23 protein-coding genes and 1 pseudogene are annotated in these 25,476 nt (G+C 54.1%); 15 read left to right on the top strand and 9 right to left on the bottom strand.

Features of this window, described 5'->3' with window-relative positions; translation table 11 throughout:
• Positions 1-107: 107 nt before the first annotated feature.
• The 6 genes from DBZ16_RS09690 to argJ all read left to right on the top strand — a co-directional run bounded on the left by DBZ16_RS09690 (position 108) and on the right by argJ (position 3,761).
• Positions 108-740, top strand: a complete 633-nt coding sequence (locus DBZ16_RS09690) for a C40 family peptidase (protein WP_107813835.1) — start codon at positions 108-110, stop codon at positions 738-740.
• Between the two features lie 18 nt (positions 741-758).
• Positions 759-977 (top strand): hypothetical protein, encoded by a 219-nt coding sequence (locus DBZ16_RS09695; RefSeq protein ID WP_003765602.1) that lies wholly within the window; start codon positions 759-761, stop codon positions 975-977.
• A gap of 30 nt (positions 978-1,007) precedes the next feature.
• Complete coding sequence (locus DBZ16_RS15425; protein WP_167390286.1) at positions 1,008-1,148, top strand: hypothetical protein; 141 nt, start codon at positions 1,008-1,010, stop codon at positions 1,146-1,148.
• A 265-nt stretch (positions 1,149-1,413) separates the two neighbouring features.
• Positions 1,414-1,758 (top strand): CidA/LrgA family protein, encoded by a 345-nt coding sequence (locus DBZ16_RS09700; RefSeq protein WP_009313070.1) that lies wholly within the window; start codon positions 1,414-1,416, stop codon positions 1,756-1,758.
• Positions 1,758-2,459: an LrgB family protein gene (locus DBZ16_RS09705; RefSeq protein ID WP_107813903.1), complete on the top strand. Its 702-nt coding sequence runs from the start codon at positions 1,758-1,760 to the stop codon at positions 2,457-2,459. The genes DBZ16_RS09700 and DBZ16_RS09705 overlap by 1 nt, the downstream gene beginning before the upstream one ends.
• Positions 2,460-2,540: 81 nt before the next feature.
• Entirely contained in the window at positions 2,541-3,761 is a 1,221-nt protein-coding gene (gene argJ / locus DBZ16_RS09710; RefSeq protein WP_107813836.1) for a bifunctional glutamate N-acetyltransferase/amino-acid acetyltransferase ArgJ, read from the top strand.
• Between the two features lie 76 nt (positions 3,762-3,837).
• Here argJ and DBZ16_RS15090 read toward each other — a convergent pair whose 3' ends face one another.
• Both DBZ16_RS15090 and leuS read right to left on the bottom strand, forming a co-directional pair.
• Positions 3,838-4,038: a hypothetical protein gene (locus DBZ16_RS15090; RefSeq protein WP_159070320.1), complete on the bottom strand. Its 201-nt coding sequence runs from the start codon at positions 4,036-4,038 to the stop codon at positions 3,838-3,840.
• Between the two features lie 424 nt (positions 4,039-4,462).
• Positions 4,463-7,093, bottom strand: coding sequence for a leucine--tRNA ligase (leuS, locus tag DBZ16_RS09715; RefSeq protein WP_107813904.1), 2,631 nt, complete (start codon positions 7,091-7,093; stop codon positions 4,463-4,465).
• Positions 7,094-7,292: 199 nt separating this feature from the next.
• Between leuS and dnaJ the strand changes: the two genes are divergently transcribed.
• The 4 genes from dnaJ (at position 7,293) to fabF (ending at position 12,520) form a co-directional block, all read left to right on the top strand.
• Positions 7,293-8,429: a molecular chaperone DnaJ gene (dnaJ, locus tag DBZ16_RS09720; RefSeq protein WP_107813837.1), complete on the top strand. Its 1,137-nt coding sequence runs from the start codon at positions 7,293-7,295 to the stop codon at positions 8,427-8,429.
• 130 nt (positions 8,430-8,559) lie between these two features.
• A complete protein-coding gene (locus DBZ16_RS09725; RefSeq protein WP_107813838.1) occupies positions 8,560-10,575 on the top strand; it encodes a prolyl oligopeptidase family serine peptidase in 2,016 nt (671 codons plus the stop codon).
• Positions 10,576-10,861: 286 nt separating this feature from the next.
• Positions 10,862-11,098 (top strand): acyl carrier protein, encoded by a 237-nt coding sequence (acpP, locus tag DBZ16_RS09730; RefSeq protein WP_003742600.1) that lies wholly within the window; start codon positions 10,862-10,864, stop codon positions 11,096-11,098.
• Positions 11,099-11,272: 174 nt separating this feature from the next.
• On the top strand, positions 11,273-12,520 hold the full coding sequence (gene fabF / locus DBZ16_RS09735) for a beta-ketoacyl-ACP synthase II (protein WP_107813905.1): 1,248 nt from the start codon (positions 11,273-11,275) through the stop codon (positions 12,518-12,520).
• Positions 12,521-12,696: 176 nt separating this feature from the next.
• Here fabF and DBZ16_RS09740 read toward each other — a convergent pair whose 3' ends face one another.
• The gene (locus DBZ16_RS09740) at positions 12,697-13,554 is read right to left on the bottom strand and encodes a ParB/RepB/Spo0J family partition protein (protein WP_107813839.1); all 858 of its coding nucleotides are present in this window, start codon (positions 13,552-13,554) and stop codon (positions 12,697-12,699) included.
• A gap of 159 nt (positions 13,555-13,713) precedes the next feature.
• Here DBZ16_RS09740 and DBZ16_RS09745 point away from each other — a divergent pair, with 159 nt between their 5' ends.
• From DBZ16_RS09745 to DBZ16_RS09755, 3 genes are all read left to right on the top strand, one after another.
• A complete protein-coding gene (locus DBZ16_RS09745; RefSeq protein ID WP_107813840.1) occupies positions 13,714-14,292 on the top strand; it encodes a UbiX family flavin prenyltransferase in 579 nt (192 codons plus the stop codon).
• Between the two features lie 202 nt (positions 14,293-14,494).
• The gene (gyrB, locus tag DBZ16_RS09750) at positions 14,495-16,885 is read left to right on the top strand and encodes a DNA topoisomerase (ATP-hydrolyzing) subunit B (RefSeq protein WP_107813841.1); all 2,391 of its coding nucleotides are present in this window, start codon (positions 14,495-14,497) and stop codon (positions 16,883-16,885) included.
• Between the two features lie 433 nt (positions 16,886-17,318).
• Positions 17,319-18,269 carry a DUF2167 domain-containing protein gene (locus DBZ16_RS09755; protein WP_107813842.1) on the top strand — a complete coding sequence of 317 codons (951 nt, stop codon included), beginning with the start codon at positions 17,319-17,321 and terminating at the stop codon, positions 18,267-18,269.
• A 56-nt stretch (positions 18,270-18,325) separates the two neighbouring features.
• Here DBZ16_RS09755 and gltX read toward each other — a convergent pair whose 3' ends face one another.
• Entirely contained in the window at positions 18,326-19,720 is a 1,395-nt protein-coding gene (gene gltX, locus DBZ16_RS09760) for a glutamate--tRNA ligase (protein ID WP_107813843.1), read from the bottom strand.
• Positions 19,721-19,879: 159 nt separating this feature from the next.
• Between gltX and DBZ16_RS09765 the strand changes: the two genes are divergently transcribed.
• Positions 19,880-20,974: an ABC transporter substrate-binding protein gene (locus DBZ16_RS09765; RefSeq protein WP_060974926.1), complete on the top strand. Its 1,095-nt coding sequence runs from the start codon at positions 19,880-19,882 to the stop codon at positions 20,972-20,974.
• Positions 20,975-21,003: 29 nt separating this feature from the next.
• On the opposite strand, the pseudogene DBZ16_RS09770 reads toward DBZ16_RS09765, so the two are convergent.
• The 3 genes and pseudogenes from DBZ16_RS09770 to arsC all read right to left on the bottom strand — a co-directional run.
• Positions 21,004-21,255, bottom strand: a pseudogene (locus DBZ16_RS09770) (glutamate--tRNA ligase family protein); the annotation flags it as partial.
• Between the two features lie 109 nt (positions 21,256-21,364).
• Positions 21,365-22,036, bottom strand: coding sequence for a YdcF family protein (locus DBZ16_RS09775; protein WP_107813844.1), 672 nt, complete (start codon positions 22,034-22,036; stop codon positions 21,365-21,367).
• 22 nt (positions 22,037-22,058) lie between these two features.
• Positions 22,059-22,418, bottom strand: coding sequence for an arsenate reductase (glutaredoxin) (gene arsC, locus DBZ16_RS09780; RefSeq protein WP_107813845.1), 360 nt, complete (start codon positions 22,416-22,418; stop codon positions 22,059-22,061).
• Between the two features lie 293 nt (positions 22,419-22,711).
• Here arsC and DBZ16_RS09785 point away from each other — a divergent pair, with 293 nt between their 5' ends.
• Complete coding sequence (locus DBZ16_RS09785; protein ID WP_003775962.1) at positions 22,712-23,194, top strand: TlpA disulfide reductase family protein; 483 nt, start codon at positions 22,712-22,714, stop codon at positions 23,192-23,194.
• An 89-nt stretch (positions 23,195-23,283) separates the two neighbouring features.
• Here DBZ16_RS09785 and prfB read toward each other — a convergent pair whose 3' ends face one another.
• The gene (gene prfB / locus DBZ16_RS09790) at positions 23,284-24,387 is read right to left on the bottom strand and encodes a peptide chain release factor 2 (RefSeq protein WP_107813846.1); all 1,104 of its coding nucleotides are present in this window, start codon (positions 24,385-24,387) and stop codon (positions 23,284-23,286) included.
• A 179-nt stretch (positions 24,388-24,566) separates the two neighbouring features.
• Positions 24,567-25,232: an XAC2610-related protein gene (locus tag DBZ16_RS09795; protein ID WP_107813847.1), complete on the bottom strand. Its 666-nt coding sequence runs from the start codon at positions 25,230-25,232 to the stop codon at positions 24,567-24,569.
• Positions 25,233-25,476 lie beyond the last annotated feature (244 nt).

The raw sequence follows: 25,476 nt of genomic DNA on the forward strand, positions 1-25,476 counted from the left end.
TTTGCCAAACATCCTGTTTTTTATATACAATCGCCTGCATATCCCAGATACAGAATAACATAATAGCAGGCGGCAGACAGGTCGTCTGAAAATGGAATCAGTCAAACATGAAAGCCTTATCCAGGCTGGCGGCACTATTGACCTCGGTCTATGTGCTGTCCGGCATTCATCTTGCAAACGCCGACGATCTCGATTCGTTCGTCAAAAACAGACAGCAGGTTTTAAACCAATTTGAAGATGCAAGACAACCTGCTTCACCAGGAATCCTCCAACCCGGACGCGCAATTGCTGCCGCGGTTACACCCCGTCAACCCGTAAGCTCCGCACAGTCATCAGACAATGCTGACGAACTCATCAGCAGCGCGATGGGTCTTTTGGGCGTTGCCTACCGCTACGGCGGTACATCCGCGTCCACAGGTTTCGACTGCAGCGGCTTTATGCAACACATCTTCAAACGCTCGATGGGCGTGAACCTCCCGCGCACCTCCGCCGCACAGGCACAAATGGGCGTCGGCGTATCGCGTAGCGAATTGCAGCCGGGCGACATGGTGTTCTTCCGCACAATGGGTCGCGGCAGAATCTCCCACGTCGGCCTCTACATCGGCAACAACCGTTTCATCCACGCTCCGCGTACCGGCAAACGTATCGAAGTTACCAGCCTCAGCAACAAATACTGGAACGCCAAATATGCCTTCGCCCGTCGCGTGAAGAAAAACGATCCGTCCCGTTTCCTCAATTAAGTCTAGGAAAGCACCAACGTGAGTATGCCTGAAATGCCCAAATGGTATGACGACGACGGGCAAATCGTATCCTGCACTGAAAAAGTGAAAGTCATGACCGAGAACATGACCGAGCTTTATCAGGCGGCGCAAGACGCGTTTGAAGACGCGCTTTTGATGGGGTGCGGCGAGAAGCAGTTGCGCGAATACCTGCAAGCCTTGATTGAAGGTGTGGAAAACCCATATCGGAAATCCTAGGCGGAAAATCCCTATCCGACGGCGTGGCTTTTGACCATGCCGTTTTTTATGGGCGGTAACCAAACAAGGTCGTCTGAAAGCCGGCAAGATGCTTTCAGACGACCTTATCGTTTGGTTTCAACATGGATTGATTTGGATAAGCGCGAAAAACAGCAAATCGATGTTGTATAGTGGATTAACTTTAAACCAGTACGGCGTTACCTCGCCTTAGCTCAAAGAGAACGATTCTCTAAGGTGCTGAAGCACCAAGTGAATCGGTTCCGTACTATCTGTACTGTCTGCGGCTTCGTCGCCTTGTCCTGATTTTTGTTAATCCACTATATTTGGTCTGAGCCATACTTTTCAGACGACCCCAAGGGCGTTATGATTCAATTATTAACAAAGATTCATAAACTGCCCGTCTGCAAACCGGCAAATCATAGAGGAAACCCGACCCATGCACACCATACGCGCCTTGCTCGTCCTGCTCGGCTGCCTCGCGCTCGGCGAAACCGCCGCCTATCTTACGGGCATCAAATTGCCCGGCAGCATTATCGGCATGGGCATTTTGTTTGCCATGCTTCAGGCGGGGTGGGTGAAAGCCGAGTGGTTGCAACAGCTTACCGACGCGCTGATGTCAAACCTGACGCTTTTTCTCGTGCCGCCTTGCGTCGCCGTCATCAGCTATTTGGATTTGATTGCCGACAGTTGGCTGTCGATACTCGTCTCCGCCGCCGCCAGTACCGTGTGCGTCCTGTTGGTTACGGGCAAGGTGCACCAATGGATACGGGAGAAAATCTGATGGACGGCATCCTTTCCCTGTGGCAGCAGCCCAGCGTTTTGCTTTTCCTGACGCTGGCGGTTTACGCGTTGGCACTCATCCTGCGCGCACGGACGGGCTACCTGCTGCTCAACCCCGTCTTAATCAGTACCGTTACCCTGATTGCCTACCTCAAAATCCTCGACATCGACTACGCCGTGTACCACGATGCCGCGCAGTTTATCGACTTCTGGCTCAAACCCGCCGTCGTCGCACTTGCCGTCCCGCTCTATCAAAACCGTCAAAAAATCTTCAGCCAGTGGCTGCCCGTCATCGTCTCGCAGCTCGCCGGCAGCGTTACCGGCATCATCACAGGCATGTATTTCTCCAAATGGCTGGGCGCGGAACGCGAAGTCATCCTCTCGCTCGCCGCCAAATCCGTGACCAACCCCATCGCCATTGAAATCACCCGCACCATAGGCGGCATCCCCGCCATCACCGCCGCAACCGTCATCGTCGCCGGACTGGTCGGGCAGATAGCCGGTTATACCGTACTTAAAAACACCGTCGTCATGCTCTCGTCGGTCGGCATGTCGCTCGGCACCGCCTCACACGCCATGGGCATCGCCGCCTCGCTCGAACGCAGCCGGCGCATGGCGGCATACGCAGGGCTGGGGTTGACCCTCAACGGCGTACTGACCGCTGCCATCGCCCCGATTATCATCCCCGTATTAGGATTCTGAACACTTTTCAGACGACCCCGATGAACCAAAAGGTCGTCTGAAAACCAAATCAACAACAACCCCAAACAAAGGAGCAGCAAAATGGCAGTCAACCTCACAGAAAAAACCGCAGACCAACTGCTGAACATCGACGGCATCCAACTCTTCACCGCCCGCGCAGGCATCAAACAAACCGACCGCGCCGACCTGACCCTAATGGTACTTTCCGGCGGCAACACCGTCGGTGCCGTGTTTACCACCAACCGCTTCTGCGCCGCCCCCGTCCACATCGCCAAATCACACCTCTTCGACGAAGACGGCGTGCGCGCCATCATCATCAACACCGGCAACGCCAACGCAGGCACAGGCGCACAAGGCAGAATCGACGCCATCGAAACCTGCGCCGCCACCGCCGTACAAACCGGCTGCAAACCCTCGCAAGTCCTTCCCTTCTCCACAGGCGTCATCCTCGAACCGCTGCCCGTCTATAAAATCGTCGCCGCCCTGCCCAAAATGCAACCCGCAGACTGGGCAGACGCCGCACGCGCCATCATGACCACTGACACCGTGCCCAAATCCGCCTCGCGCGAAGGCAGCGTCGGCGAAAAACACACCGTCCGCGCCACCGGCATCGCCAAAGGCTCCGGCATGATCCATCCCAACATGGCGACCATGCTCTCCTTCATCGCCACCGATGCCAAAGTTTCCCAACCCATCCTCCAACTGATGACCCAAGAAATCGCCGACGAAACCTTCAACACCATCACCGTTGACGGCGACACCAGCACCAACGACAGCTTCGTCATCATCGCCACCGGCAAAAACAGCCAAAGCGAAATCGACAACATCGCCGACCCGCGCTACAAACAGCTCAAAGACCTGCTCGGCAGCCTCGCCCTCGAACTCGCCCAAGCCATCGTCCGCGACGGCGAAGGCGCGACCAAATTCATCACCGTCCGCGTCGAAAACGCCAAAACCCGCGACGAAGCCCGCCAAGTCGCCTACGCCGTCGCCCACTCGCCCCTCGTTAAAACCGCCTTCTTCGCCTCCGACCCCAACCTCGGCAGACTGCTCGCCGCCATCGGTTACGCAGGCATCGTCGATTTGGATGCTGACGCCCTCGAAATGTATCTGGACGACGTATTAGTCGCCGAAAACGGCGGCCGCGCCGCAAGCTACACCGAAGAACAAGGACAGGCAGTGATGGCGAAAGACGAAATCACCGTCCGCATCAAACTCCACCGCGGACAAGCCGCCGCCACCGTCTATACCTGCGACCTGTCGCACGACTACGTCTCCATCAACGCAGACTACCGCTCGTAAGGGCAGGTTGTAAGGTTGGGTTTTCAGACGACCTAGTGCGTCGGAAATCCAATCCACAGGCAAATTGTAGCGTGGGCTATGCCCATGAAAATATGAAAGGTCGTCTGAAACCTGTACGCAGGCTTTCAGACGACCTTTGCTTTCCAAAAAACAATCCGTGGGCAAAGCCCACGCTACGGTTGGCTTTCAACCTGTAATGCGGGCTTTTCCGCGAAAACAGCCCATCAATTAAACAAAAATTCCCCATGCCGTCATTCCCGCGCAGGCGGGAATCCATTTTTGAATTTCAGCAACCGTTTTTAAAACACCTGTTTTTTAGTCTTATAGAGTAGCGTGGGCTTTGCCCATGTATGTGCAGCGGAAGAAGTAGCCGTTGAAATTGGTTTTTATGTTTTCTCTATCGCCCGTAGAGCATGGTTTTTAGACGACCTTGTGCGTCAGTAATCCCAGTTTTTTCAAAAGCAACCCGTGGGCAAGCCCACGGCTACGGTTAGTTGTTTTTAAAACCCACCGTCGCTTAGCGTTTCCAATGGATTCCCGCCTGTGCGGGAATGACGGAATGTAATCTTTATCATCATCTCGCGCGTGCCTCGTCCCCAAAACACCTCCGCTGAAAAAAATGCAAAAAGGTCGTCTGAAAACCCTGTTTCCAAGTTTTCAGACGACCTTTCCTAATTACAGCAATCAATGCTGAATCGGCTTTACACCACGATATTCACCAGTCTGCCTGGTACGACGATGATTTTCTTGGCGGGCTTGCCTTCCATGAATTTCACCGCGCCTTCGGTGGCGAGTGCGGCGGCTTCGAGGTCGGCTTTGGAGGCGTCGGCAGCAACGGTGATTTTGCCGCGCAGTTTGCCGTTGACTTGAACCATGACTTCGATTTCGGATTTGACCAAGGCGGCTTCGTCGACTGTCGGCCAGCCGGCTTCCCACAGTTTCGCGCCGTTCAATTCGCTCCACAGGGTTTCGCAGATGTGCGGCACGATAGGCCATAACAGGCGTACGGCGGTTTCCAATACTTCTTGGGCGACGGCGCGGCCTTGTTCGCCGCCGGTGTCGGTTTTGTCGTATTGGTTGAGCAGTTCCATCACGGCGGCGATGGCGGTGTTGAACTGCTGGCGGCGTCCGTAGTCGTCGCTGACTTTGGCGGTGGTGGCGTGCAGTTTGTGGCGCAGGTCTTTGAGTTCTTTAGACAAACCGTCTTGGTTGCCTGCAAACGCTTTGACTGCTCCACCTTGTTTCAGGTATTCGTAAACGGTGCGCCACAGGCGGCGCAAGAAGCGGTGCGCGCCTTCGACGCCGCTGTCGCTCCATTCGAGAGACTGTTCGGGCGGTGCGGCAAACATCATAAACAGGCGGGCGGTGTCCGCGCCGTAGGCGTTAATCAGTTCTTGCGGATCGACGCCGTTGTTTTTGGACTTGGACATTTTTTCCGTGCCGCTGATGACGACGGGCAGTCCGTCGGCTTTAAGGACAGCGGAAACAGGGCGGCCTTTGTCGTCGAAAGTCAGCTCGACATCGGCGGGGTTGATCCAGTCTTTGCTGCCGTTGGCGTTTTCGCGGTAGTAGGTTTCGCAGACGACCATGCCTTGTGTGAGCAGGCGTTCGAACGGTTCGTCCACGCTGACCAAGCCTTCGTCGCGCATCAGTTTGGTGAAGAAGCGCGCGTATAAGAGGTGCAGAATCGCGTGTTCGATACCGCCGATGTATTGGTCGACCGCACCCCAGTATTTCGCGGCTTCAGTCGATACCATGCCTTCTGCGAATTTGGGCGACATATAGCGGAAGAAGTACCAGCTTGATTCCATGAAGGTGTCCATGGTGTCGGTTTCGCGTTTCGCCGCGCCGCCGCATGATGGGCAGGTGGTTTCGTAAAACTCGGGCATTTTTGCCAGCGGCGAACCCATGCCGTCGGGTACGACGTTTTCGGGCAGGACGACGGGCAGCTGGTCGGCAGGGACGGGTACGTCGCCGCATTTTTCGCAATGGACGATGGGAATCGGGCAGCCCCAGTAGCGTTGGCGCGAAATACCCCAGTCGCGCAGGCGGTATTGGGTTTTCGGTTCGCCCGCGTCTTGGTTTTGCAGCTTGGCGGCGATGGCGTCGAAGGCCGTCTGAAAATTCATGCCGTCCAGGTTGCCGCTGTTGACCAATACGCCGTTTTCTTTGTCGCCGTACCATTCTTGCCATCGGTTTGCGTCAAATGCGTTGTCGCCGACGGCAATGACTTGTTTTTTCGGCAGATTGTATTTGGTGGCGAACTCGAAATCGCGTTCGTCGTGCGCCGGAACAGCCATCACTGCGCCGTCGCCGTAGCCCCACAATACATAGTTGGCAATCCACACTTCCAGCTTGTCGCCGTTGAGCGGGTTGACGACGTAGCGGCCGGTCGGAACGCCTTTTTTCTCCATCGTCGCCATGTCGGCTTCGGCAACCGAGCCGGCTTTGCATTCGGCGATAAATGCCTGTAATTCGGGTTTGTCGGCGGCTGCGGCGGTTGCCAGCGGATGCTCGGCGGCAACGGCGACATAAGTCGCGCCCATCAGCGTGTCGGGACGGGTGGTATAAACTTGCAGGAATTTCGCGTAATCGCCTTCCAAGCCTTGTTTGCTGTCGTCTGAAACGGCGAAGCGCACGGTCATCCCGCGAGATTTGCCGATCCAGTTGCGCTGCATGGTTTTGACTTGTTCCGGCCAGTGTTCCAGCTTGTCCAAATCGTTGAGCAGCTCTTCGGCGTAATCCGTGATTTTGAAGTAATACATCGGGATTTCGCGTTTTTCGATCAATGCGCCGGAACGCCAACCGCGCCCGTCGATGACTTGCTCGTTGGCAAGGACGGTTTGGTCGACCGGGTCCCAGTTCACCGTGCCGTTTTTGCGATAGACGATGCCTTTTTCAAACAGCTTGGTAAACAGCCATTGTTCCCAGCGGTAGTATTCGGGTTTGCAGGTGGCGACTTCGCGTTCCCAGTCAATCGCAAAACCCAGGCTTTTGAGCTGGGTTTTCATGTATTCGATGTTGTCGTAGGTCCAAGCAGCGGGGGCGACGTTGTTTTTCATCGCCGCATTTTCCGCCGGCATGCCGAACGCGTCCCAACCCATAGGCTGCATGACGTTGAAGCCGTTTAAGAGTTTGAAGCGGCTCAATACGTCGCCGATGGTGTAGTTGCGCACATGCCCCATGTGCAGCTTGCCGCTGGGGTAGGGGAACATGGAGAGGCAGTAGTATTTGGGTTTGGAAGCGTCTTCGGAGACGTTGAAAATACGGGCGTCGTCCCATTTTTTCTGCGCCGCAGGTTCGATGGCGGCGGGCTGGTAATGTTCTTGCATGGTCATTCTGTTTTTCGCTTGAAAACGTTAGGAAAAATAAAGGATGGATTATAGCAGGTTGTCGTTAGGTCGGTTTGACAAAGGTCGTCTGAAAACAGAACGGTATTTTCAGATGACCTCGCATTCAGACACTTGAGTTTTCCCTACCCCACCCATATATCCGGTCTAGTTTTTACACATATCAACAACCATTACTATCATGAGCAACCAAGATTTTTATGCAACACTCGGCGTGGCGCGCGGTGCGAGCGACGACGAAATCAAAAAAGCCTACCGTAAGCTGGCGATGAAATACCATCCCGACCGCAATCCCGACAACAAAGAAGCGGAAGAGAAATTTAAAGAAGTTCAAAAAGCCTACGACACCTTGTCCGACAAAGAAAAACGCGCCATGTACGACCAATACGGCCATGCCGCGTTTGAGCAGGGCATGGGCGGCGGTGCGGGCGGATTCGGTGGTTTTGGCGGGTTCGGCGGCGCACAAGGCTTCGACTTCTCCGACATCTTCAGCCAAATGTTCGGCGGAGGCGGGGGCGGCGGCCGTCAGCAAAACTATCAAGGCGCGGATTTGCAGGTCGGCGTGGAAATCACGTTGGAAGATGCCGCCAAAGGCATCAAAAAACGCATCAACATCCCGACCTACGAAGAATGCGATGTCTGCCACGGCAGCGGCGCGAAACCCGGTACGTCCGCATCAACTTGTTCGACCTGTCACGGCTCCGGCACGGTACACGTCCGCCAAGCCATTTTCCAAATGCAGCAGACTTGTCCGACCTGTCACGGCACAGGCAAGGAAATCAAAGACCCGTGCGTCAAATGTCGTGGCGAAGGCCGCACCAAAACCAGCAAAACCGTTGAAGTCAACATTCCCGCCGGCATCGACGACGGTCAACGCATCCGCTTGAGCGGCGAAGGCGAACCGGGTACGCACGGCGCGCCCGCAGGCGATTTGTACGTCAACGTCCGCGTCAAAGAACACAAAATCTTCGAGCGCAACGGCTTGGATTTGCATTGCGAGTTGCCTATCAGTTTCGCCGTCGCAGCCTTGGGTGGCGAAGTCGAAGTCCCGACCTTGGACGGCAAAGTCAAACTGAGCATCCCGAAAGAAACGCAAACCGGCCGCCGTATGCGCGTCAAAGGTAAAGGCATCAAATCCCTGCGCTCCAGCGCGACGGGCGATTTGTACTGCCACGTTTTGGTGGAAACGCCGGTCAACCTGACCGACCGCCAGAAAGAGTTGTTGGAAGAGTTTGAAAAAATCTCCACCGGCCTCGACCGCAGCCAAACCCCGCGCAAAAAATCGTTCTGGGACAAAGTGGGCGATTTGTTTGACTGATTCGGGTTTGAAAACAGCAAAAGGTCGTCTGAAAGCTGATGTTGTCGGCTTTCAGACGACCTTTTCATCTGTCTGCAAGGCTTTCCCGCTATAATTCCCGCTTTCGCTATTTTCAGACGACCTCTTTTCTATGAAATCCTATCCCGATTCCTATCTCCATTTCGAAAACCTCGATGCCCCCGAAACGCAAAACTTCGCCGCTGAAGCGCATGCCGAAACGCGCGCTCATTTTTTGGAAAACGATAAGGCGCGCGCGCTGTCGGACGGGATTTTGGCGCAGATGCAGGACACGCGGCAGATTCCGTTTTGTCAGGAACACCGCGCGCGGATGTACCATTTCCATCAGGATGCGGAGCATCCGAAGGGCGTGTACCGCGTGTGTACGGCGGCGACCTATCGTTCGGGCTATCCTGAGTGGAAAATCTTGTTTTCAGTGGCGGATTTCGACGAACTGCTCGGCGACGATGTGTATTTGGGAGGGGTGTCGCACTTGGTGGAGCAGCCCAACCGCGCGCTGTTGACTTTAAGCAAATCGGGCGGCGATACGGCTTATACGCTGGAAGTGGATTTGGAGGCGGGCGGGCTGGTCGAGGGCGGTTTTCATTTTCCGGCGGGGAAAAACCATGTGTCGTGGCGCGATGAAAACAGCGTGTGGGTGTGTCCGGCCTGGGACGAGCGGCAGTTGACCGAATCGGGCTATCCGCGCGAGGTGTGGCTGGTGGAGCGCGGCAAGAGTTTCGAGGAAAGCCTGCCGGTGTACCAAATCGGCGAAGACGGGATGATGGTGAACGCGTGGCGTTACCTCGATCCGCAGGGTTCGCCGATTGATTTGATTGAAGCGTCGGACGGTTTTTACACCAAGACGTATTTGCAGGTGTCGTCTGAAGGCGAGGCGAAACCGTTGAACCTGCCCGCCGATTGCGACGTGGTCGGCTATTTGGCGGGGCATCTTTTGCTGACGCTGCGCAAGGACTGGCATCGCGCGAACCAAAGCTATCCGAGCGGCGCGCTGGTGGCGGTGAAGCTGAATCGGGGCGAACTCGGGGCGGCGCAGCTTTTGTTTGCGCCCGATGAAACGCAGGCATTGGAAAGCGTGGAAACGACCAAGCGTTTTGTGGTGGCGAGCCTTTTGGAAAACGTACAGGGTCGTCTGAAAGCGTGGCGTTTTACTGATGGCAAATGGCAGGAGGCCGAGTTGCCGCGCCTGCCTTCAGGCGCGCTGGAAATGACCGACCAGCCTTGGGGCGGCGACGTGGTTTACCTTGCCGCCAGCGATTTCACTACGCCGCTGACGCTGTTTGCGCTGGATTTGAACGTGATGGAACTGACCGTCATGCGCCGCCAGCCGCAGCAGTTTGTTTCAGACGACCTCGAAGTGCGGCAGTTTTGGGCGGTGTCGTCCGACGGCGAACGCATTCCTTATTTCCACGTCGGCAAAAACGCCGCGCCCGACACGCCGACGCTGGTCTATGCCTACGGCGGTTTCGGCGTGCCCGAGCTGCCGCATTATCTGGGCAGTATCGGCAAATACTGGCTGGAAGAGGGCAACGCCTTCGTATTGGCGAACATACGCGGCGGCGGCGAGTTCGGCCCGCGCTGGCATCAGGCGGCGCAGGGAATCAGCAAACACAAAAGCGTCGATGATTTGATTGCCGTCGTGCGCGATTTGTCCGAACGCGGCATGAGTTCGCCCAAACACATCGGTTTGCAGGGCGGCAGCAACGGCGGCCTGATTACCGCCGCCGCCTTCGTGCGCGAACCGCAAAGCATCGGCGCGCTGGTGTGCGAAGTGCCGCTGACCGACATGATCCGCTATCCGCTGCTCTCCGCCGGCGCAAGCTGGACGGACGAATACGGCAACCCGCAGAAATACGAAGTCTGCAAACGCTGGCTGGGCGAATTGTCGCCGTATCACAATCTTTCAGACGACGTGCCGTACCCGCCCGCGCTTATTACCACCAGCCTGTCCGACGACCGCGTCCATCCCGCCCACGCGCTCAAGTTCTACGCCAAACTGCGCGAAACCTCCGCACAATCTTGGCTCTACGCTCCGGACGGCGGCGGCCATACCGGCAACGGCACGCAACGCGAAGCCGCCGACGAACTCGCCTGCGTGTTGCTGTTTTTGAAAGAATTTTTGGAGTAAGGGTAGGGGGCGACACTGCCGCCGCGAATGAAAAAAGGTCGTCTGAAAACCGGAATTTCAGTTTTCAGACGACCTTTCTGCTTATTAACTCATTGATGTTAAATAAAAACAAATTCCCGCTTGTAGGTTAAAATCAGGCTATGCTAATATGCACAACAACAGGTTTTTCCAGAATAATCTGTGTTAGAATGCAGACTTAGATGGAAAACTCTATCCGGACTCGGTACAATACCGACGAATTTATTTCTCTTAAACAACCCGCCGCAAGGCAAAAGGAACGACTGATATGTCAAACATCGAACAACAAGTTAAGAAAATTGTTGCTGAACAACTGGGCGTAAACGAAGCCGAAGTCAAAAATGAATCTTCCTTCCAAGACGACCTGGGCGCAGATTCTTTGGACACCGTAGAATTGGTTATGGCTTTGGAAGAAGCTTTCGGTTGCGAAATCCCTGATGAAGAAGCCGAAAAAATCACTACCGTACAACTGGCTATCGACTACATCAACGCCCACAACGGCTAATCGGTCGCACCAAACATCCCCAGCCTCTGCTGCGTTAGCGCAATAGAGGCTGTTACCTTATATATGTGGGGCAAAATCCGTTATAATAGCCGCCCGGAATCCGATTCCGAACCGCTTTTTCATTTTCAGACGGCATCTTGCCGCATCCCACCGAAAACCAACAGCGAGATTATCATGAGTCAGAGAAGAGTAGTCATCACAGGCCTCGGCCAAGTATCACCGGTCGGCAACGACGTCGCCACCGCATGGAGCAACCTGCTCGCAGGCAAAAGCGGCATCGGCCGGATTACCCGCTTTGACGCATCCGACATCAACAGCCAAATCGCCGGCGAAGTGCGCGATTTCGATATTGGTCAATACATCAGCGCGAAAGAAGCTCGCCGCATGGACGTATTCATCCACTACGGCATCGCCGCCGCGCTGCAAGCCATCAACGATGCCGGTTTGGACGAATTAGAAAGCCTCGATAAAGACCGTGTCGGCGTGAACATCGGTTCCGGCATCGGCGGTCTGCCCAGCATCGAAGCCACCGGCAAAGCCGTTATCGAAGGCGGCGCGCGTAAAATCAATCCTTTCTTCATTCCCGGTTCGCTGATTAACCTGATTGCGGGTCATGTAACCATCCTCAAAGGCTACCGCGGCCCCAGCTACGGCATGGTTTCCGCCTGTACCACCGGCGCGCACTCCATCGGCGACTCCGCCCGACTGATTAAATACGGCGACGCGGACGTGATGATTGCAGGCGGTGCCGAAGGCGCGATCAGCACTTTGGGCGTCGGCGGCTTCGCTGCGATGAAAGCCCTCTCCACCCGCAACGACGACCCCGCCACCGCTTCCCGTCCGTGGGACAAAGGCCGCGACGGCTTCGTTATCGGCGAAGGCGCGGGCGTGCTGGTGTTGGAAGAATTGGAACACGCCAAAAAACGCGGTGCGAAAATTTACGCCGAAATCGTCGGCTTCGGCATGAGTTCCGATGCTTACCACATTACTGCTCCGAACGAAGAAGGCCCTGCGTTGGCGGTTACCCGCGCGCTGAAAGATGCCGGACTGAATCCCGAAGACGTCGATTACGTCAACGCTCACGGCACGTCCACTCCGCTGGGCGATGCCAACGAAACCAAAGCGCTCAAGCGCGCACTGGGCGACCATGCCCGTAAAGTTATCGTCAACTCCACCAAATCCATGACCGGCCATTTGCTCGGAGCGGCAGGCGGCGTGGAAGCGCTGTACAGCGTGTTGGCGGTACATGAGCAAAAATCCCCGCCGACCATCAACATCTTCGAACAAGACATCGAAGCGGGCTGCGATTTGGATTACTGCCCCAACGAAGCGCGCGACGCGAAAATCGACGTTGCCATCTCCAACTCTTTCGGCTTCGGCGGCACCAACGGTACGCTGGTGTTCAAACGTTTCAAAGACTGATTGAAGCGGTTTGAGACAAGACCAAAGGTCGTCTGAAAACCTGAAACAAGGGTTTTCAGACGACCTTTTTTATCATGTTAAACATTGTCTGCATTGAAAAAGCCGGGTTTCGCATCATGCAAAACACGGCTTGAAAAGTGGTCGAAAAGGCTTTTGGTCGATATCTGATTTTCGTCTTATGCCTGATAATCGATGCCCAATTGTTTCAGCAGATATTCAAATGTTTCCGGCGTATCGAAGTGGAGGACGATTTTGCCTTTTTTGTGATTGGTGGTTTTGACTTCCGCATTAACGCCCAGCCTTTCGGTCAAAACGTCGTTCAGACGACGTATATCGGGGCTGATGGTTTTTTTGATTTCCTGTTTGGCTTGATGGGCGATTTGGCTGCGGCGTTCGACTTCGCGTACCGACCAACCGTTTTTCACCGCTTTTTGCGCCAATTCGAGCTGCTCAACCACAGGCAGGGTCAGCAGGGCGCGGGCGTGCCCCATCTCAAGATGGCGGTGGTAGAGCATTTCTTGGACAGGCTCGGGCAGGCTCAACAGGCGCAGGCTGTTGGAAATGGCGCTGCGGCTTTTGCCGACTGCCTTAGCGATGGTTTCATGAGTCAGTCCGAACTCGTCGGCAAGGCGTTTCAAACCTTGCGCTTCTTCAATCGGGTTTAAGTTTTCGCGTTGCAGGTTTTCAATCAAACCCATTGCCAGCGCGGTTTCATCGCTGATGGTTTTGATGACGACCGGAATCTCGGTCAGTCCGGCGAGCTGGGATGCGCGCCAGCGGCGTTCGCCGGCGATCAGTTCGTATTGGGAAAGGCCGTGTTCGCGCACGATGACCGGTTGGATAACGCCTTGCGCTTTAATCGAATCCGCCAGCTCCTGCAAGGCTTCGTCGTCCATCTGTACCCGCGCCTGATAGCGGCCGGGCTGGATGTCGTTGATGGCGACGGTAGTCAGGCGGTCGCTGCTGCTGTTGTCCACGCCGTTGGAAATCAGGGAATCTAAACCGCGGCCCAAACCGCCTTTTGCTTTTGCCATATCGTGTCCCTTTCAGACGACCCTAAGAATGAAAAAACAGTATTCTATCGGATATTCACAAGCGCCGACAATTTGTATTGCTGTGTTATTCCAAGTGGCGATTTTTACTATAATGAACCCCCTCGGTTATTTTTCAGACGACCCACAGAAAGATTATTTATGACCCGACGCCTGATTATCGGCATCAGCGGTGCCAGCGGTTTCCAATATGGTGTCAAAGCCTTACAGCTTTTGCGCGCACACGACATCGAAACGCATTTGGTTGTTTCCAAAGGTGCGGAAATGACACGCGCTTTGGAAACAGACTACACCAAAGAAGAAGTCTATGCGCTCGCCGATGTTGTGTATTCCGTCAACCACATCGGCGAACGCATTGCCAGCGGCTCGTTTAAAACGGACGGTATGTTGATTGCGCCTTGCTCCATGCGGACGCTGGCATCCGTCGCACACGGATTCGGCGACAATCTGCTGACCCGCGCTGCCGATGTGATCTTGAAAGAACGCCGCCGTTTGGTGTTGATGGTGCGTGAAGCACCGTTAAACCTCGCCCATATTGAAAACATGCGCCGAGTGATCGAGATGGGCGGCATTATTTTCCCGCCCATCCCCGCCATGTATCAGCAGCCGCAAACCGTTGACGACATCATTACCCACAGCGTTGCCCATGCCTTGGACATGTTCGACATCGAAACCGAAGGCGTGCCCAGATGGAACGGTGGGCAAACCGAAGCAGACTGAAGACAATGCAGTTTGATAACGGAACTTTGCCGCCCCGAAGCTCGCCGCAAACGTGCTAAGCCGCTGAATTATCCAGCAGAATCAGGTATAATAACAGTCTATTTCCGTCCGTCGGACAGCTTGACCGTCCGGGTGGCGCGCTCAACTGTCGTTCAGACGACCTCAGCAGAAATTCTTTTAAAAAATCTTACAGATAAAGACCATGACTGACCAAAAACACGAAGAATACGGCGCCGACAGCATACAAGTGCTGGAAGGCTTGGAAGCGGTACGCAAACGCCCCGGTATGTATATCGGCGACACGCAGGACGGCAGCGGCCTGCACCACATGGTGTTCGAAGTATTGGACAACGCCATCGACGAAGCACTGGCGGGACATTGCGACAAAATCACCGTAACCATCCATGCCGACAATTCCGTCAGCGTGGCCGACAACGGGCGCGGCATGCCCACCGGCATCCACCCGAAAGAAGGACGCTCCGCCGCCGAAGTCATCATGACCGTATTGCACGCGGGCGGTAAGTTCGACAACAACAGCTACAAAATCTCCGGCGGCCTGCACGGCGTGGGCGTGTCCGTCGTCAACGCGCTGTCCGACTGGGTAACGCTGACCATCTACCGCGACGGCAAAGAACACTTCGTCCGCTTCGTGCGCGGCGAAACCGAAGAGCCGTTAAGGGTTGTCGGCGATTCCGACAAAAAAGGCACGACCGTGCGCTTCCTCGCCAGCGCGGAAACCTTCGGCAACGTCGAATACAGCTTCGACATCCTCGCCAAACGCATCCGCGAACTTTCCTTCCTGAACAACGGCGTGGACATCGAATTGATTGACGAGCGCGACGGCAAACACGAAAGCTTCGCCCTTTCCGGCGGCGTGGCTGGGTTCGTGCAATACATGAACCGCAAAAAAACGCCGTTGCACGAAAAAATCTTCTACGCGTTCGGCGAGAAAGACGGCATGAGCGTCGAATGCGCGATGCAGTGGAACGACAGCTATCAGGAAAGCGTGCAGTGCTTCACCAACAACATCCCGCAGCGCGACGGCGGTACGCATTTGACCGCATTGCGCCAAGTGATGACGCGCACCATCAACAGCTACATCGAAGCCAACGAAGTCGCCAAAAAAGCCAAAGTTGAAACCGCCGGCGACGATATGCGCGAAGGTTTGACCTGCGTGTTGTCCGTCAAACTGCCCGACCCCAAATTCTCGTCCCAAACCAAAGACAAACTGGTTTCCAGCGAAATCGGCCCCGTCGTCAATGAAGTCATCAACCAAGCCCTGACCGACTTCCTCGAAGAAAATCCGAACGAAGCCAAAATCATCACCAGCAAAATCGTCGATGCCGCCCGTGCGCGCGAAGCCGCCCGCAAAGCCCGCGAAATCACCCGCCGCAAAGGCGTGATGGACGGCTTGGGACTGCCCGGCAAACTCGCCGACTGCCAAGAAAAAGACCCCGCCTTGTCAGAACTTTATCTGGTCGAGGGCGATTCCGCAGGCGGTTCTGCCAAACAAGGCCGCGACCGTAAATTCCAAGCCATTTTGCCGCTCAAAGGCAAAATCTTGAACGTCGAAAAAGCCCGTTTTGAAAAAATGCTCGCCAGCCAAGAGGTCGCCACCCTGATTACCGCACTGGGCGCAGGCATCGGCAAAGAAGAGTTCAACCCCGAAAAACTGCGTTACCACCGCATCATCATCATGACCGATGCCGACGTGGACGGTGCGCACATCCGCACCCTGCTCCTGACCTTCTTCTACCGCCAAATGCCCGAACTGGTCGAACGCGGCTACATCTACATCGCCCAACCGCCGCTCTACAAAGCCAAATATGGCAAGCAAGAGCGTTACCTCAAAGACGAACTTGAAAAAGACCAATGGCTGCTCGGTCTTGCCTTGGAAAAAGCCAAAATCGTTTCAGACGGCCGCACCATCGAAGGCGCAGAACTTGCCGACACCGCCAAACAATTCCTGTTGGCGAAAACCGTCATCGAACAGGAAAGCCGCTTCGTGGACGAACTCGTCCTGCGCGCCATGCTGCACGCGTCGCCCGTCGATTTGACGTTGTCTGAAAACGCCGATAAAGCCGTTGCCGAACTTTCCGGTTTGCTCGACGAAAAAGAAGTCGCCCTCGAACGCATCGAAGGACACGAAGGCAACCGCTTCATCAAAATCACCCGTAAGCTGCACGGCAACGTCATGGTCAGCTACATCGAACCCAAGTTCCTCAACAGCAAAGCCTACCAAACCCTCACCCAAACCGCCGCCGCGCTCAAAGGCTTGGTCGGCGAGGGCGCCAAGCTTTACAAAGGCGAGAACGAATATGATGTGGACAGCTTTGAAACCGCGCTGAACATCCTGCTCCAAAATGCCCAAAAAGGCATGTCCATCCAGCGATACAAAGGTTTGGGCGAGATGAACCCCGAGCAGCTTTGGGAAACCACGATGGATCCCGCCGTGCGCCGTCTGTTGAAAGTGCGTATCGAAGACGCCATCGCCGCCGACGAAGTATTCGTTACCCTGATGGGCGACGAAGTCGAACCGCGCCGCGCCTTCATCGAAAACAACGCACTGATTGCGCAAAATATTGACGCTTGATAGGAGCTGAAACATGAAAAGGTCGTCTGAAAATTGGGATTTCCGGTTTTCAGACGACCTTTTTGATTGGTGGGAACGTTGCGGCGTGATACTGCGAAAATGCTCGAAATATTCGTCCAGTCAGTCCGGTAAGCCGACGAAAACGCTGCCTATACCTTTGGGTAGTAAATTGCTGCCAATCGGGAAATTTATCTGCATTTTTTTTAAACCATAGGCATATTGATATGCAAACATGGGTTTGATTGTTATAGTGGATTAAATTTAAACCAGTACGGCGTTGCCTCGCCTTGCCGTACTATTTGTACTGTCTGCGGCTTCGTCGCCTTGTCCTGATTTAAATTTAATCCACTATACAAACCTCCTCCTTTGGTCACGCCGGAGCGTATGGTGTTTCGGCTGTCCGCATTTTTTAACTCATTTTTATGGAAACCCCATGATGAAAAGCAACCGTCTCGCCTGCGCTGTTTTGGCAGCCTTGTTATCCCTCCAAACCTTGCCTACGTATGCCGCTAAACCGGATACTGCTTCAGCCGTCGAGGCATCTGCGCCAAACTCGAAAAACGCTTCAACTGCTTCAGAGGAAGAGATTGCCAAACAGATGGTCGTCGGCCCGGCAGTTATCGACTTGGGCAACCAGGCAAAACTGAAACTGCCCGCCAAAATGGTCTTTATTAAAAAAGATGCCGCCAATAGCTTGATGGAAGAATGGGGTAATGGCACAAATCCCGACCGCTACGGGTTGATTATTCCGGAGCAAAAAAATAAAGACAGCGCAGCCCCTTGGTGGGTCGATTTGAATTTCAATGATTCAGGTTACATCAAAGACGACGATGCCAAAGAATGGGATGTCGAAGGCATGCTCAAGCAACTGAAAGAAGGTTCTGAGGAGCAAAACAAAGAACGTGCCGCCCGCAACCTGCCTGAATTGGAAACGCGCGGCTGGGTGGAAAAACCGCAATATGATGCGGCTACCCACCGCCTGATTTGGTCGATTGACGTTTGGGAGAAAAACAAACCCGACCAAAATCCTGCCATCAACTACAACACTTACCAGCTCGGCCGCGAAGGCTTTATCGAACTGACCATGGTTACCGATTTGAATAGCGTAGACCAATACAAACCTATCGCACGGGAATTATTGGGCAATATCGAATTCAACGAAGGCAAGCGTTACAGCGATTTCAATGCCGCGACCGACAAAGTGGCGGAATACGGATTGGCTGCCTTAGTCGGCGGATTGGCTGCGAAAAAATTGGGCTTGCTGGCTCTTGCCGGCGCATTGCTCGCCAAATTCGGCAAATTGATTGCTGTCGGCGTGATTGGTGCAGGCGCGCTGTTTAAAGGCTTATGGCGCAAAAAAGATAAAAACCAAAGCGAAGAATAAGTCCCTGAGAAACCAAAAAGGTCGTCTGAAAATTTTCAGACGACCTTTTCAACGTTTTAAGAACGTATCCGTTTCAACACTTCTTCCTTGCCGATTAATGCCAACACAGCATCGACGCTGGGTGTTTTCGCCGTGCCGCAGACGGCGAGGCGCAGGGGCATGCCGAGTTTGCCCATTTTGATGCCTTCTTCGTCGCAGAAAGGTTTGAACAGGTCGTGGATAGCTTCGGCGTTCCAGTCTTCCAGTCCTTCAAGGCGTTCGGCGAAGCGCAGCATACGGGCGGCAGCTTCGTCGTCCCAGTGTTTCTGCACGTCCGCTTCGGCAGGCGTTTGTTTGACGTAGAAGTAGAGGCACTCGTCGGCGAGGGTGTTCAGGTCTTGGGCGCGGTCTTTGACCAATGCCAACACGTCTTCCAACGCGGGTTTTGCCGTGTCGTAAATATCGCGCAGGGCGAGGCGGGGTTTGACGAGTTCGGCAAGTTTTTCGTTGGGCGTGATTTTGATGTGTTCGCCGTTTATCCAGTAGAGCTTTTTCAAGTCCATACGGCTTGGAGACGGGGAAACGTCTTTCAAATCAAACCATTCGATGAATTGTTCCATCGTGAAGAACTCGTCGTCGCCGTGCGCCCAGCCCAAACGCGCCAAATAGTTGAGCATGGCTTCGGGCAGGATGCCCATCGCGCCGAAATCGGTGATGGCGACGGTATCGCCGCTGCGTTTGGAGATTTTTTTGCCTTGTTCGTTGAGAATCATGGGCAGGTGGCCGTATTCGGGCAGGTTTGCGCCGATGGCTTTTAAGATGTTGATTTGTTTTGGGGTATTGTTCACATGGTCGTCACCGCGGATAACGTGGGTAACGCCCATGTCGTAGTCGTCCACCACGACGCAGAAGTTGTAGGTCGGCGTGCCGTCGGCGCGGGCGATAATCAGGTCGTCGAGCGCTTCGTTGGGAATGGAGATTTCGCCTTTGACCAAGTCCGGCCATTGGGTAACGCCGTCCAAAGGCGTTTTGAAGCGGACGACGGGTTGCACGTCAGCAGGGATTTCGGGCAGGGTTTTGCCTGCTTCGGGACGCCAGCGGCGGTCGTAAGTCGCCGTACCTTCTTTTTCGGCTTTCTCGCGCATGGCTTCCAGCTCTTCTTTGCTGCAATAGCAGTAGTAGGCGGCGCCTTTTTCCAAGAGTTCGGCGATGACTTCTTTATAGCGGTCAAAACGGCGGGTTTGATACACGACATTGTCGGCGTTGTCGTAATCGAGACCGACCCATTTCATGCCGTCGAGGATGATGTTGACGGATTCGGCGGTGGAACGCGCCAAGTCAGTGTCTTCGATACGCAATAAGAACTCGCCTTTGTGATGGCGGGCAAACGCCCATGAAAACAAGGCGGTGCGCACACCGCCGATGTGCAGGTAGCCGGTGGGGCTGGGGGCGAAACGAGTTTTGACGGTCATGATGGCTCCAAAGTCTTTGAAAACAGGTATTTTACTTTTTCGGCAAGGTTTAAACAATGTAAGGCCGTCTGAAAATAATGTCGGCGCAGAAGGACCGTCTGGGAACTTTTCTCCTTAAAACAAGACAAATGAGAATCATTTCTTTGAAAGTATCCGCTCATGAACAAACGCGCTTTATTTGCCGCCCTCGCCCTCCTGCCCATTTTTGCCCAAGCCGAAATCAAAACTATCAAAGACGTATTGGGACGCGAAGTCAAAGTCGATGTCCCTGTCAAACGCGCGGTTTTGGCGTTTTACTATCCCGACTATATCGCGGTAACGGGCGCGGACAAATTTAAAAACGTCATCGGCATTTCGCGTGAGTTTTGGGAGAAATTCAATCCCGGCAGCTGGGCGATGTTCAAACAGAAGCTGCCTACGCTGCAAAACATTGCGGACATCGGCAACATCAGCACCGGCACGTTTTCACTGGAGAAAACGCTCGCGCTCAAGCCGGACGTATTGATTCTGGCCGACTGGCAGTATAAGGCCGTCGCCACCCACCTGCCGCGCATTAAAGCGGCAGGCATACCCGTCGTCGTGGTCGATTTCAACGCCGAAACCGTCGCACGGCACACGCGCAGTGCGGAAATTTTCGGCGAACTCAACGGTACGCAGGCGCGCGCCCAAAAAATTGCCGCCGAATACGCCCGAGGCATTGCCGATATCCAAAAACGCGTCGCGCGCGCCAAGCAGTCCAAACCGAAAATCTATATCGAGTTCGGCGACAAAGGCCCGTCCGAATACAGCTACACCTTCGGTAAAGATATGTGGGGCGCGATTGCCGACACAGTAGGCGGCAACAATATCGCCGCGCCTTACGTTAAAAACTGGGGACCGATAAACCCTGAAAAATTCCTGACGGCCAAACCCGACGTCATCGTCATTTCGGGGACGGAAAACGGCCATAAAGACAAGCCTGACATTATGGCGATGGGCATAGGCATCAGCCAGGCCGATGCGCAACGCCGCCTGGCCGGATTTGTCAAACGCAAAGGCTGGGCAGACATTCCTGCCGTCAAAAACAAACGCGTTTACGGCATCTACCACACCGCCTCCCGCTCGCTCACCGATTTGGCCAGCGCGCAATTTATCGCCAAAACCCTGTATCCGCAGCAGTTTGCCGACATAGACCCAAACAAGACCTATCTGGACTTCTACCGCAAATACCTGCCCGTCGTGCCGGACGGTACGTTTTACATCCGATTGAAATAGCGGCTGCAAAAATCATAGGCTCAGGCCGTATAGCGGTCGAAACGGCGGGTTTGGTACACGACGTTGTCGGCGTTGTCGTAATCGAGACCGACCCATTTCATGCCGTCGAGGATGATGTTGACGGATTCGGCGGTGGAACGCGCCAAGTCGGTGTCTTCGATACGCAATAGGAACTCGCCTTTGTGATGGCGGGCAAACGCCCATGAAAACAAGGCGGTGCGCACGCCGCCGATGTGCAGGTAGCCGGTGGGGCTGGGGGCGAAACGGGTTTTGACGGTCATGATGGCTCCAGAATCTTTTAAAACGGGTATTTTACTGTTTTTAGACGGAATCGGACAATGAAAGGTCGTCTGAAACCTGAAAATTCGGTTTTCAGACGACCTTTTTCATTTATTCGTCCTCTGTTTGACTCATCGTCAGCCAGTCCCAAAAGTTTTCGCTCCATTTGCCGATGCGGTAGAGGAAGAGGGCGTAGCTTTCTTGAAGCAGGAATTTGTTTTTTTCTTTGCCTTGGTCGAACCGCGTGGTTGGCGTGGCGGAAATGTAGGCTTCGATGTCGAGGTCGGAGGCGATTTCGAGGGCGCGGGCGAGGTGGTAGGGGTCGCTGACGATGATGATGCTTTCGATGCCTTCGGCGCGCAGTATCGGACGGATGTTGCGGATGTTTTCGTAGGTGTTGCGCGAGGTGTTTTCAAAGATGATGTTGTGCGCGGGTATGCCTTGTTTGAGGGCGTAACGCCGACCGACTTCGGCTTCGGTCATGTAGCCTTTTTTGGGTGTTCCGCCGGTGAAAACGATTTTTTCGACGCGGTGGCTTTGGTAGAGGGTGATGGCGTGGTTGATGCGTTCGCGGAAGATGGGCGAGGGCCGTTTGTCCCATGCGGCGGCGCCGAGCACGAGGGCGGCATCGGCGCGGACATGACGCGGCAGCGGCTGCGAGCCGGTGTGGTACACCTGCCATGCGCTGATGCCGAATATGCCGAGTACCAACAGGATACTCAGCCCTATGCCGCGAAAGAGGTAGTAGCGCAAGCCGTTGCGGCTGCGAAACAGGGAAATCATGTAGGGACGGCCTTCCCGCGCTTCAGTCCAACAGGGCTTCGATGTTTTCGAGCGGTCTGCCGATGGCGGCTTTGTCCTGTGTGGTCAGGATGGGGCGTTCGAGCAGGGCAGGGTGGGCGGCGATGGCTTTGAGTAAGGCTTGGTTGTCGAGGTCAGGATTGTCCAAGCCGAGTTCTTTGTATAAGTCGTCTTTGACACGCATCATGCCGCGCACGGATTCCAAGTCCAGTTTGGCAAAGATGTCTTTCAGTGTCGCCAAATCAGGCGGGGTGTCAAGGTATTTGACGACTTCGGCTTTGATGCCGTGCGCTTCGAGCAGGTCGAAAGCGGCACGTGATTTGCTGCAACGGGGATTGTGGTAGAGCGTGAATTCAGACGACATAGCGTTCTCCGATGTATATAGATTTTGCTGATGGGCTTTATAGTGGATTTAATTTAAATCAGGACAAGGCGACGAAGACGCAGACAGTACAGATAGTACGGAAAGGCGAGGCAACGCCGTACTGGTTTAAAGTTAATCCACTATATTATCGGCTGCATTGGAGATTTCCTCAACTTATCACCCGATAATCGTCATTTTTTACCGCTAAAATCCAACATCTTCATTTTCTCCATAGACAGCACGCTGAAAGGGGTTACAATGCCATCATCTGATTGATGCAAAGGATGGAACTTATGAAAAAATTATTGCTTGCCTCTGTTTTGATGACTGCCGCCCTGTCTGCCCCTGCGTTTGCAGCCGACCCGCTGGCGGGCTGGAACGACAACAAGCCGCAAAGCCTGCAATCACTCAAAGCCCCTGTGCGCGTGGTGAACCTGTGGGCGACTTGGTGCGGTCCGTGCCGTAAGGAAATGCCCGCCATGTCCGCGTGGTACAAAGCGCAGAAAAAAGGCAGCGTCGATATGGTCGGCATCGCGTTGGATACTTCCGACAACATCGGCAAATTCCTGAAACAAACCCCCGTCAGCTATCATGTTTGGCGTTATACCGGCGCGGACAGCCGCAATTTCATGAAGTCTTACGGCAACAACGTCGGCGTATTGCCGTTCACCGTCGTCGAAGCCCCGAAATGCGGCTACAAACAAACCATCACCGGCGAAGTCAACGAAAAAAGCCTGACCGCCGCCGTCAATGCGGCTAAAGAAAAATGTAAATAATTCGGACTGAGGCTGAACTTAGAAAATCAAAAGGTCGTCTGAAAACCAGAAATCTCTGGTTTTCAGACGACCTTTTGATATTTTGAGGTTTACACGCCCTGTTTCAGGCTGGCTTCGATGAATCCGTCCAAATCGCCGTCCAATACGGCTTTAGTGTTGCCGACTTCGTAGCCTGTGCGCAAGTCTTTGATGCGTGAGGAGTCCAAGACGTATGAACGGATTTGGCTGCCCCAACCTACATCGGATTTGCCTTCTTCCAACGCCTGTTTCTCTTCGTTGCGTTTGCGCATTTCCAATTCATACAGTTTGGATTTCAACATTTCCATCGCAGCGGCTTTGTTGGCGTGTTGAGAACGGTCGTTTTGACACTGCACTACAATCCCCGTCGGCTCGTGGGTAATACGCACGGCGGAGTCGGTTTTATTGATGTGCTGACCGCCCGCGCCCGATGCGCGGTAGGTGTCGATACGCAAATCGGCGGGGTTGATTTCGATTTCGATGGAATCGTCGATTTCGGGGTACACGAACACGGATGAGAACGACGTATGGCGTTTGTTGTTCGAGTCAAACGGCGAGTAGCGCACCAGTCGGTGAACGCCGGTTTCCGTGCGCAGCAAGCCGTAGGCGTATTCGCCTTCAACGCGGATGGTGGCGCGGTTGATGCCCGCAATTTCGCCGTCGTCTTCTTCAAGGATTTCGATTTTGAAGCCTTTGCGCTCGGCGTAGCGGCTGTACATGCGGAACAGCATGCCCGCCCAGTCTTCCGCTTCCGTACCGCCCGCGCCTGCGGTGATGTCAATAAAGCAGTTGTTCGGGTCGGCGGGCTGGTTGAACATCCGTTTGAACTCCAAATCCGCCATCTGTTTTTCCAGCCCCGCCACATCTTCTTGCACGGCGGCGAAACCTTCTTCGTCGTTTTCTTCGACGGTCATTTCAATCAGCATGCGGTTGTCTTCGATGCCCGTCGCGATGTTGTCGAGCGTCAACACGATGCCTTCAAGGATTTTGCGCTCTTTGCCGATTTCTTGGGCGCGTTTCGGGTCGTTCCACAGCTCAGGGTCTTCGGAAAGGCCGATGACTTCTTCCAATCGGTCTTTCTTGCCCTGATAGTCCATATAGACGCGGATGTCTTCGCTGCGCTTTTCCAAATCGTTCAGGGTGTTGTTGAGCTGGTTGATTACTTCGGCTTCCATGATTCTTCTGTGCTTTCAAAATTTTAGGGGCGTATTGTAAGGGATTTGCGGGCTTTTTTCTATGATAAAGGTCGTCTGAAAACCTGAATCTCAAGTTTTCAGACGACCTTATATATTGGCATCTTTAGGTTTGCACCCTCCGATAGCCATGTGGCGGATTCCTATCCGGTCTGACCGGATTATTTATTCAGACGCTGCCATTGTGCGGGGGTGTAGGTTCGGGTAGTGGTTTTCTCGTTGCCACGACGGTCGGTTCGGGTTTCAGTTACCACGACCTTGTCCTCGTCAGAGGTATCGACTGAACGGGAGTAGAACAACGTCAGAATATACTCGGGGCTGTAACGGTAGCGTTCTTCGATACGGGTGCAGCAGTCGACTTCATTCGTCACAATCAGGGCTTTTTGTTTGTTGTCGACGCGGAACATACCCATGTAATTCTTGGTCAATTCAGTCAGTGAATAATTGGAGCCAAAATAACCATACTCGCCTTGCTCGTAGATGTCGTATGTAGGAGAGTTTTTAGGGCCTTTATTGCCGGTTGCAACGGCAATATCCTTGCGTCCGTCAAAGGTGAAGTCTTTCATAATCAAAGGGCTTTTTGCTGCAGAGATTTTGCTGCCTTCGCCGCGTTCAAATATCAGGTCGTCACTCTTAAAAACATTTGTGGTTTCCTGCTTGGGGTGATACAAAAACACCGCACCTTTGCCGCCGCAATGATTGTCTTTGCAGCCCTCGACAGAAATATGCGCCTGCCAGCCGTCGGGCAAATCAGTCACACGGAAAAATTCTTTTGCCTGAGCGCCAGCAGCAGCGAAAAGAGCAAATAGCATGAGGTATTTTTTCATCATAGTTCCTTTACGTTTAACCCCGACCGGGTAATCAAATCAAATTTATGCAGAAGAGTAACCCTCTTCATATCAGGCAGCAAGGGCAATTAAGCCAAACAGGTATTCTTTCATAATTTTCTTATCCTTGCTTTACAAAATGACAAAAGGTCGTCTGAAAGCAGGAAAGGTGTGCGGATAGGCGGGAAAGCGTTGTGTGTATGGTTTAACCGATTGGGGCGCGGCATACAAGGAAGCATTGTAT

It is taken from the genome of Neisseria sicca (genome assembly GCF_003044565.1).
Lineage (GTDB): Bacteria > Pseudomonadota > Gammaproteobacteria > Burkholderiales > Neisseriaceae > Neisseria > Neisseria sicca_A.

Bases quoted from the DNA above. Each gene is read 5' to 3' on its own strand.
- DBZ16_RS09740 (WP_107813839.1), bottom strand. From the start codon at position 13,554: ATGGCAAAAGCAAAAGGCGGTTTGGGCCGCGGTTTAGATTCCCTGATT.
- DBZ16_RS09775 (WP_107813844.1), bottom strand. From the start codon at position 22,036: ATGATTTCCCTGTTTCGCAGCCGCAACGGCTTGCGCTACTACCTCTTT.
- gyrB (WP_107813841.1), top strand. From the start codon at position 14,495: ATGACTGACCAAAAACACGAAGAATACGGCGCCGACAGCATACAAGTG.
- gltX (WP_107813843.1), bottom strand. From the start codon at position 19,720: ATGACCGTCAAAACTCGTTTCGCCCCCAGCCCCACCGGCTACCTGCAC.
- DBZ16_RS09765 (WP_060974926.1), top strand. From the start codon at position 19,880: ATGAACAAACGCGCTTTATTTGCCGCCCTCGCCCTCCTGCCCATTTTT.
- DBZ16_RS09705 (WP_107813903.1), top strand. From the start codon at position 1,758: ATGGACGGCATCCTTTCCCTGTGGCAGCAGCCCAGCGTTTTGCTTTTC.
- DBZ16_RS09725 (WP_107813838.1), top strand. From the start codon at position 8,560: ATGAAATCCTATCCCGATTCCTATCTCCATTTCGAAAACCTCGATGCC.
- DBZ16_RS09785 (WP_003775962.1), top strand. From the start codon at position 22,712: ATGAAAAAATTATTGCTTGCCTCTGTTTTGATGACTGCCGCCCTGTCT.
- fabF (WP_107813905.1), top strand. From the start codon at position 11,273: ATGAGTCAGAGAAGAGTAGTCATCACAGGCCTCGGCCAAGTATCACCG.
- DBZ16_RS09690 (WP_107813835.1), top strand. From the start codon at position 108: ATGAAAGCCTTATCCAGGCTGGCGGCACTATTGACCTCGGTCTATGTG.
- argJ (WP_107813836.1), top strand. From the start codon at position 2,541: ATGGCAGTCAACCTCACAGAAAAAACCGCAGACCAACTGCTGAACATC.
- arsC (WP_107813845.1), bottom strand. From the start codon at position 22,418: ATGTCGTCTGAATTCACGCTCTACCACAATCCCCGTTGCAGCAAATCA.
- leuS (WP_107813904.1), bottom strand. From the start codon at position 7,093: ATGCAAGAACATTACCAGCCCGCCGCCATCGAACCTGCGGCGCAGAAA.
- DBZ16_RS09745 (WP_107813840.1), top strand. From the start codon at position 13,714: ATGACCCGACGCCTGATTATCGGCATCAGCGGTGCCAGCGGTTTCCAA.
- prfB (WP_107813846.1), bottom strand. From the start codon at position 24,387: ATGGAAGCCGAAGTAATCAACCAGCTCAACAACACCCTGAACGATTTG.
- DBZ16_RS09795 (WP_107813847.1), bottom strand. From the start codon at position 25,232: ATGAAAAAATACCTCATGCTATTTGCTCTTTTCGCTGCTGCTGGCGCT.
- DBZ16_RS09755 (WP_107813842.1), top strand. From the start codon at position 17,319: ATGATGAAAAGCAACCGTCTCGCCTGCGCTGTTTTGGCAGCCTTGTTA.
- DBZ16_RS09700 (WP_009313070.1), top strand. From the start codon at position 1,414: ATGCACACCATACGCGCCTTGCTCGTCCTGCTCGGCTGCCTCGCGCTC.
- acpP (WP_003742600.1), top strand. From the start codon at position 10,862: ATGTCAAACATCGAACAACAAGTTAAGAAAATTGTTGCTGAACAACTG.
- dnaJ (WP_107813837.1), top strand. From the start codon at position 7,293: ATGAGCAACCAAGATTTTTATGCAACACTCGGCGTGGCGCGCGGTGCG.
- DBZ16_RS15090 (WP_159070320.1), bottom strand. From the start codon at position 4,038: ATGGATTCCCGCCTGCGCGGGAATGACGGCATGGGGAATTTTTGTTTA.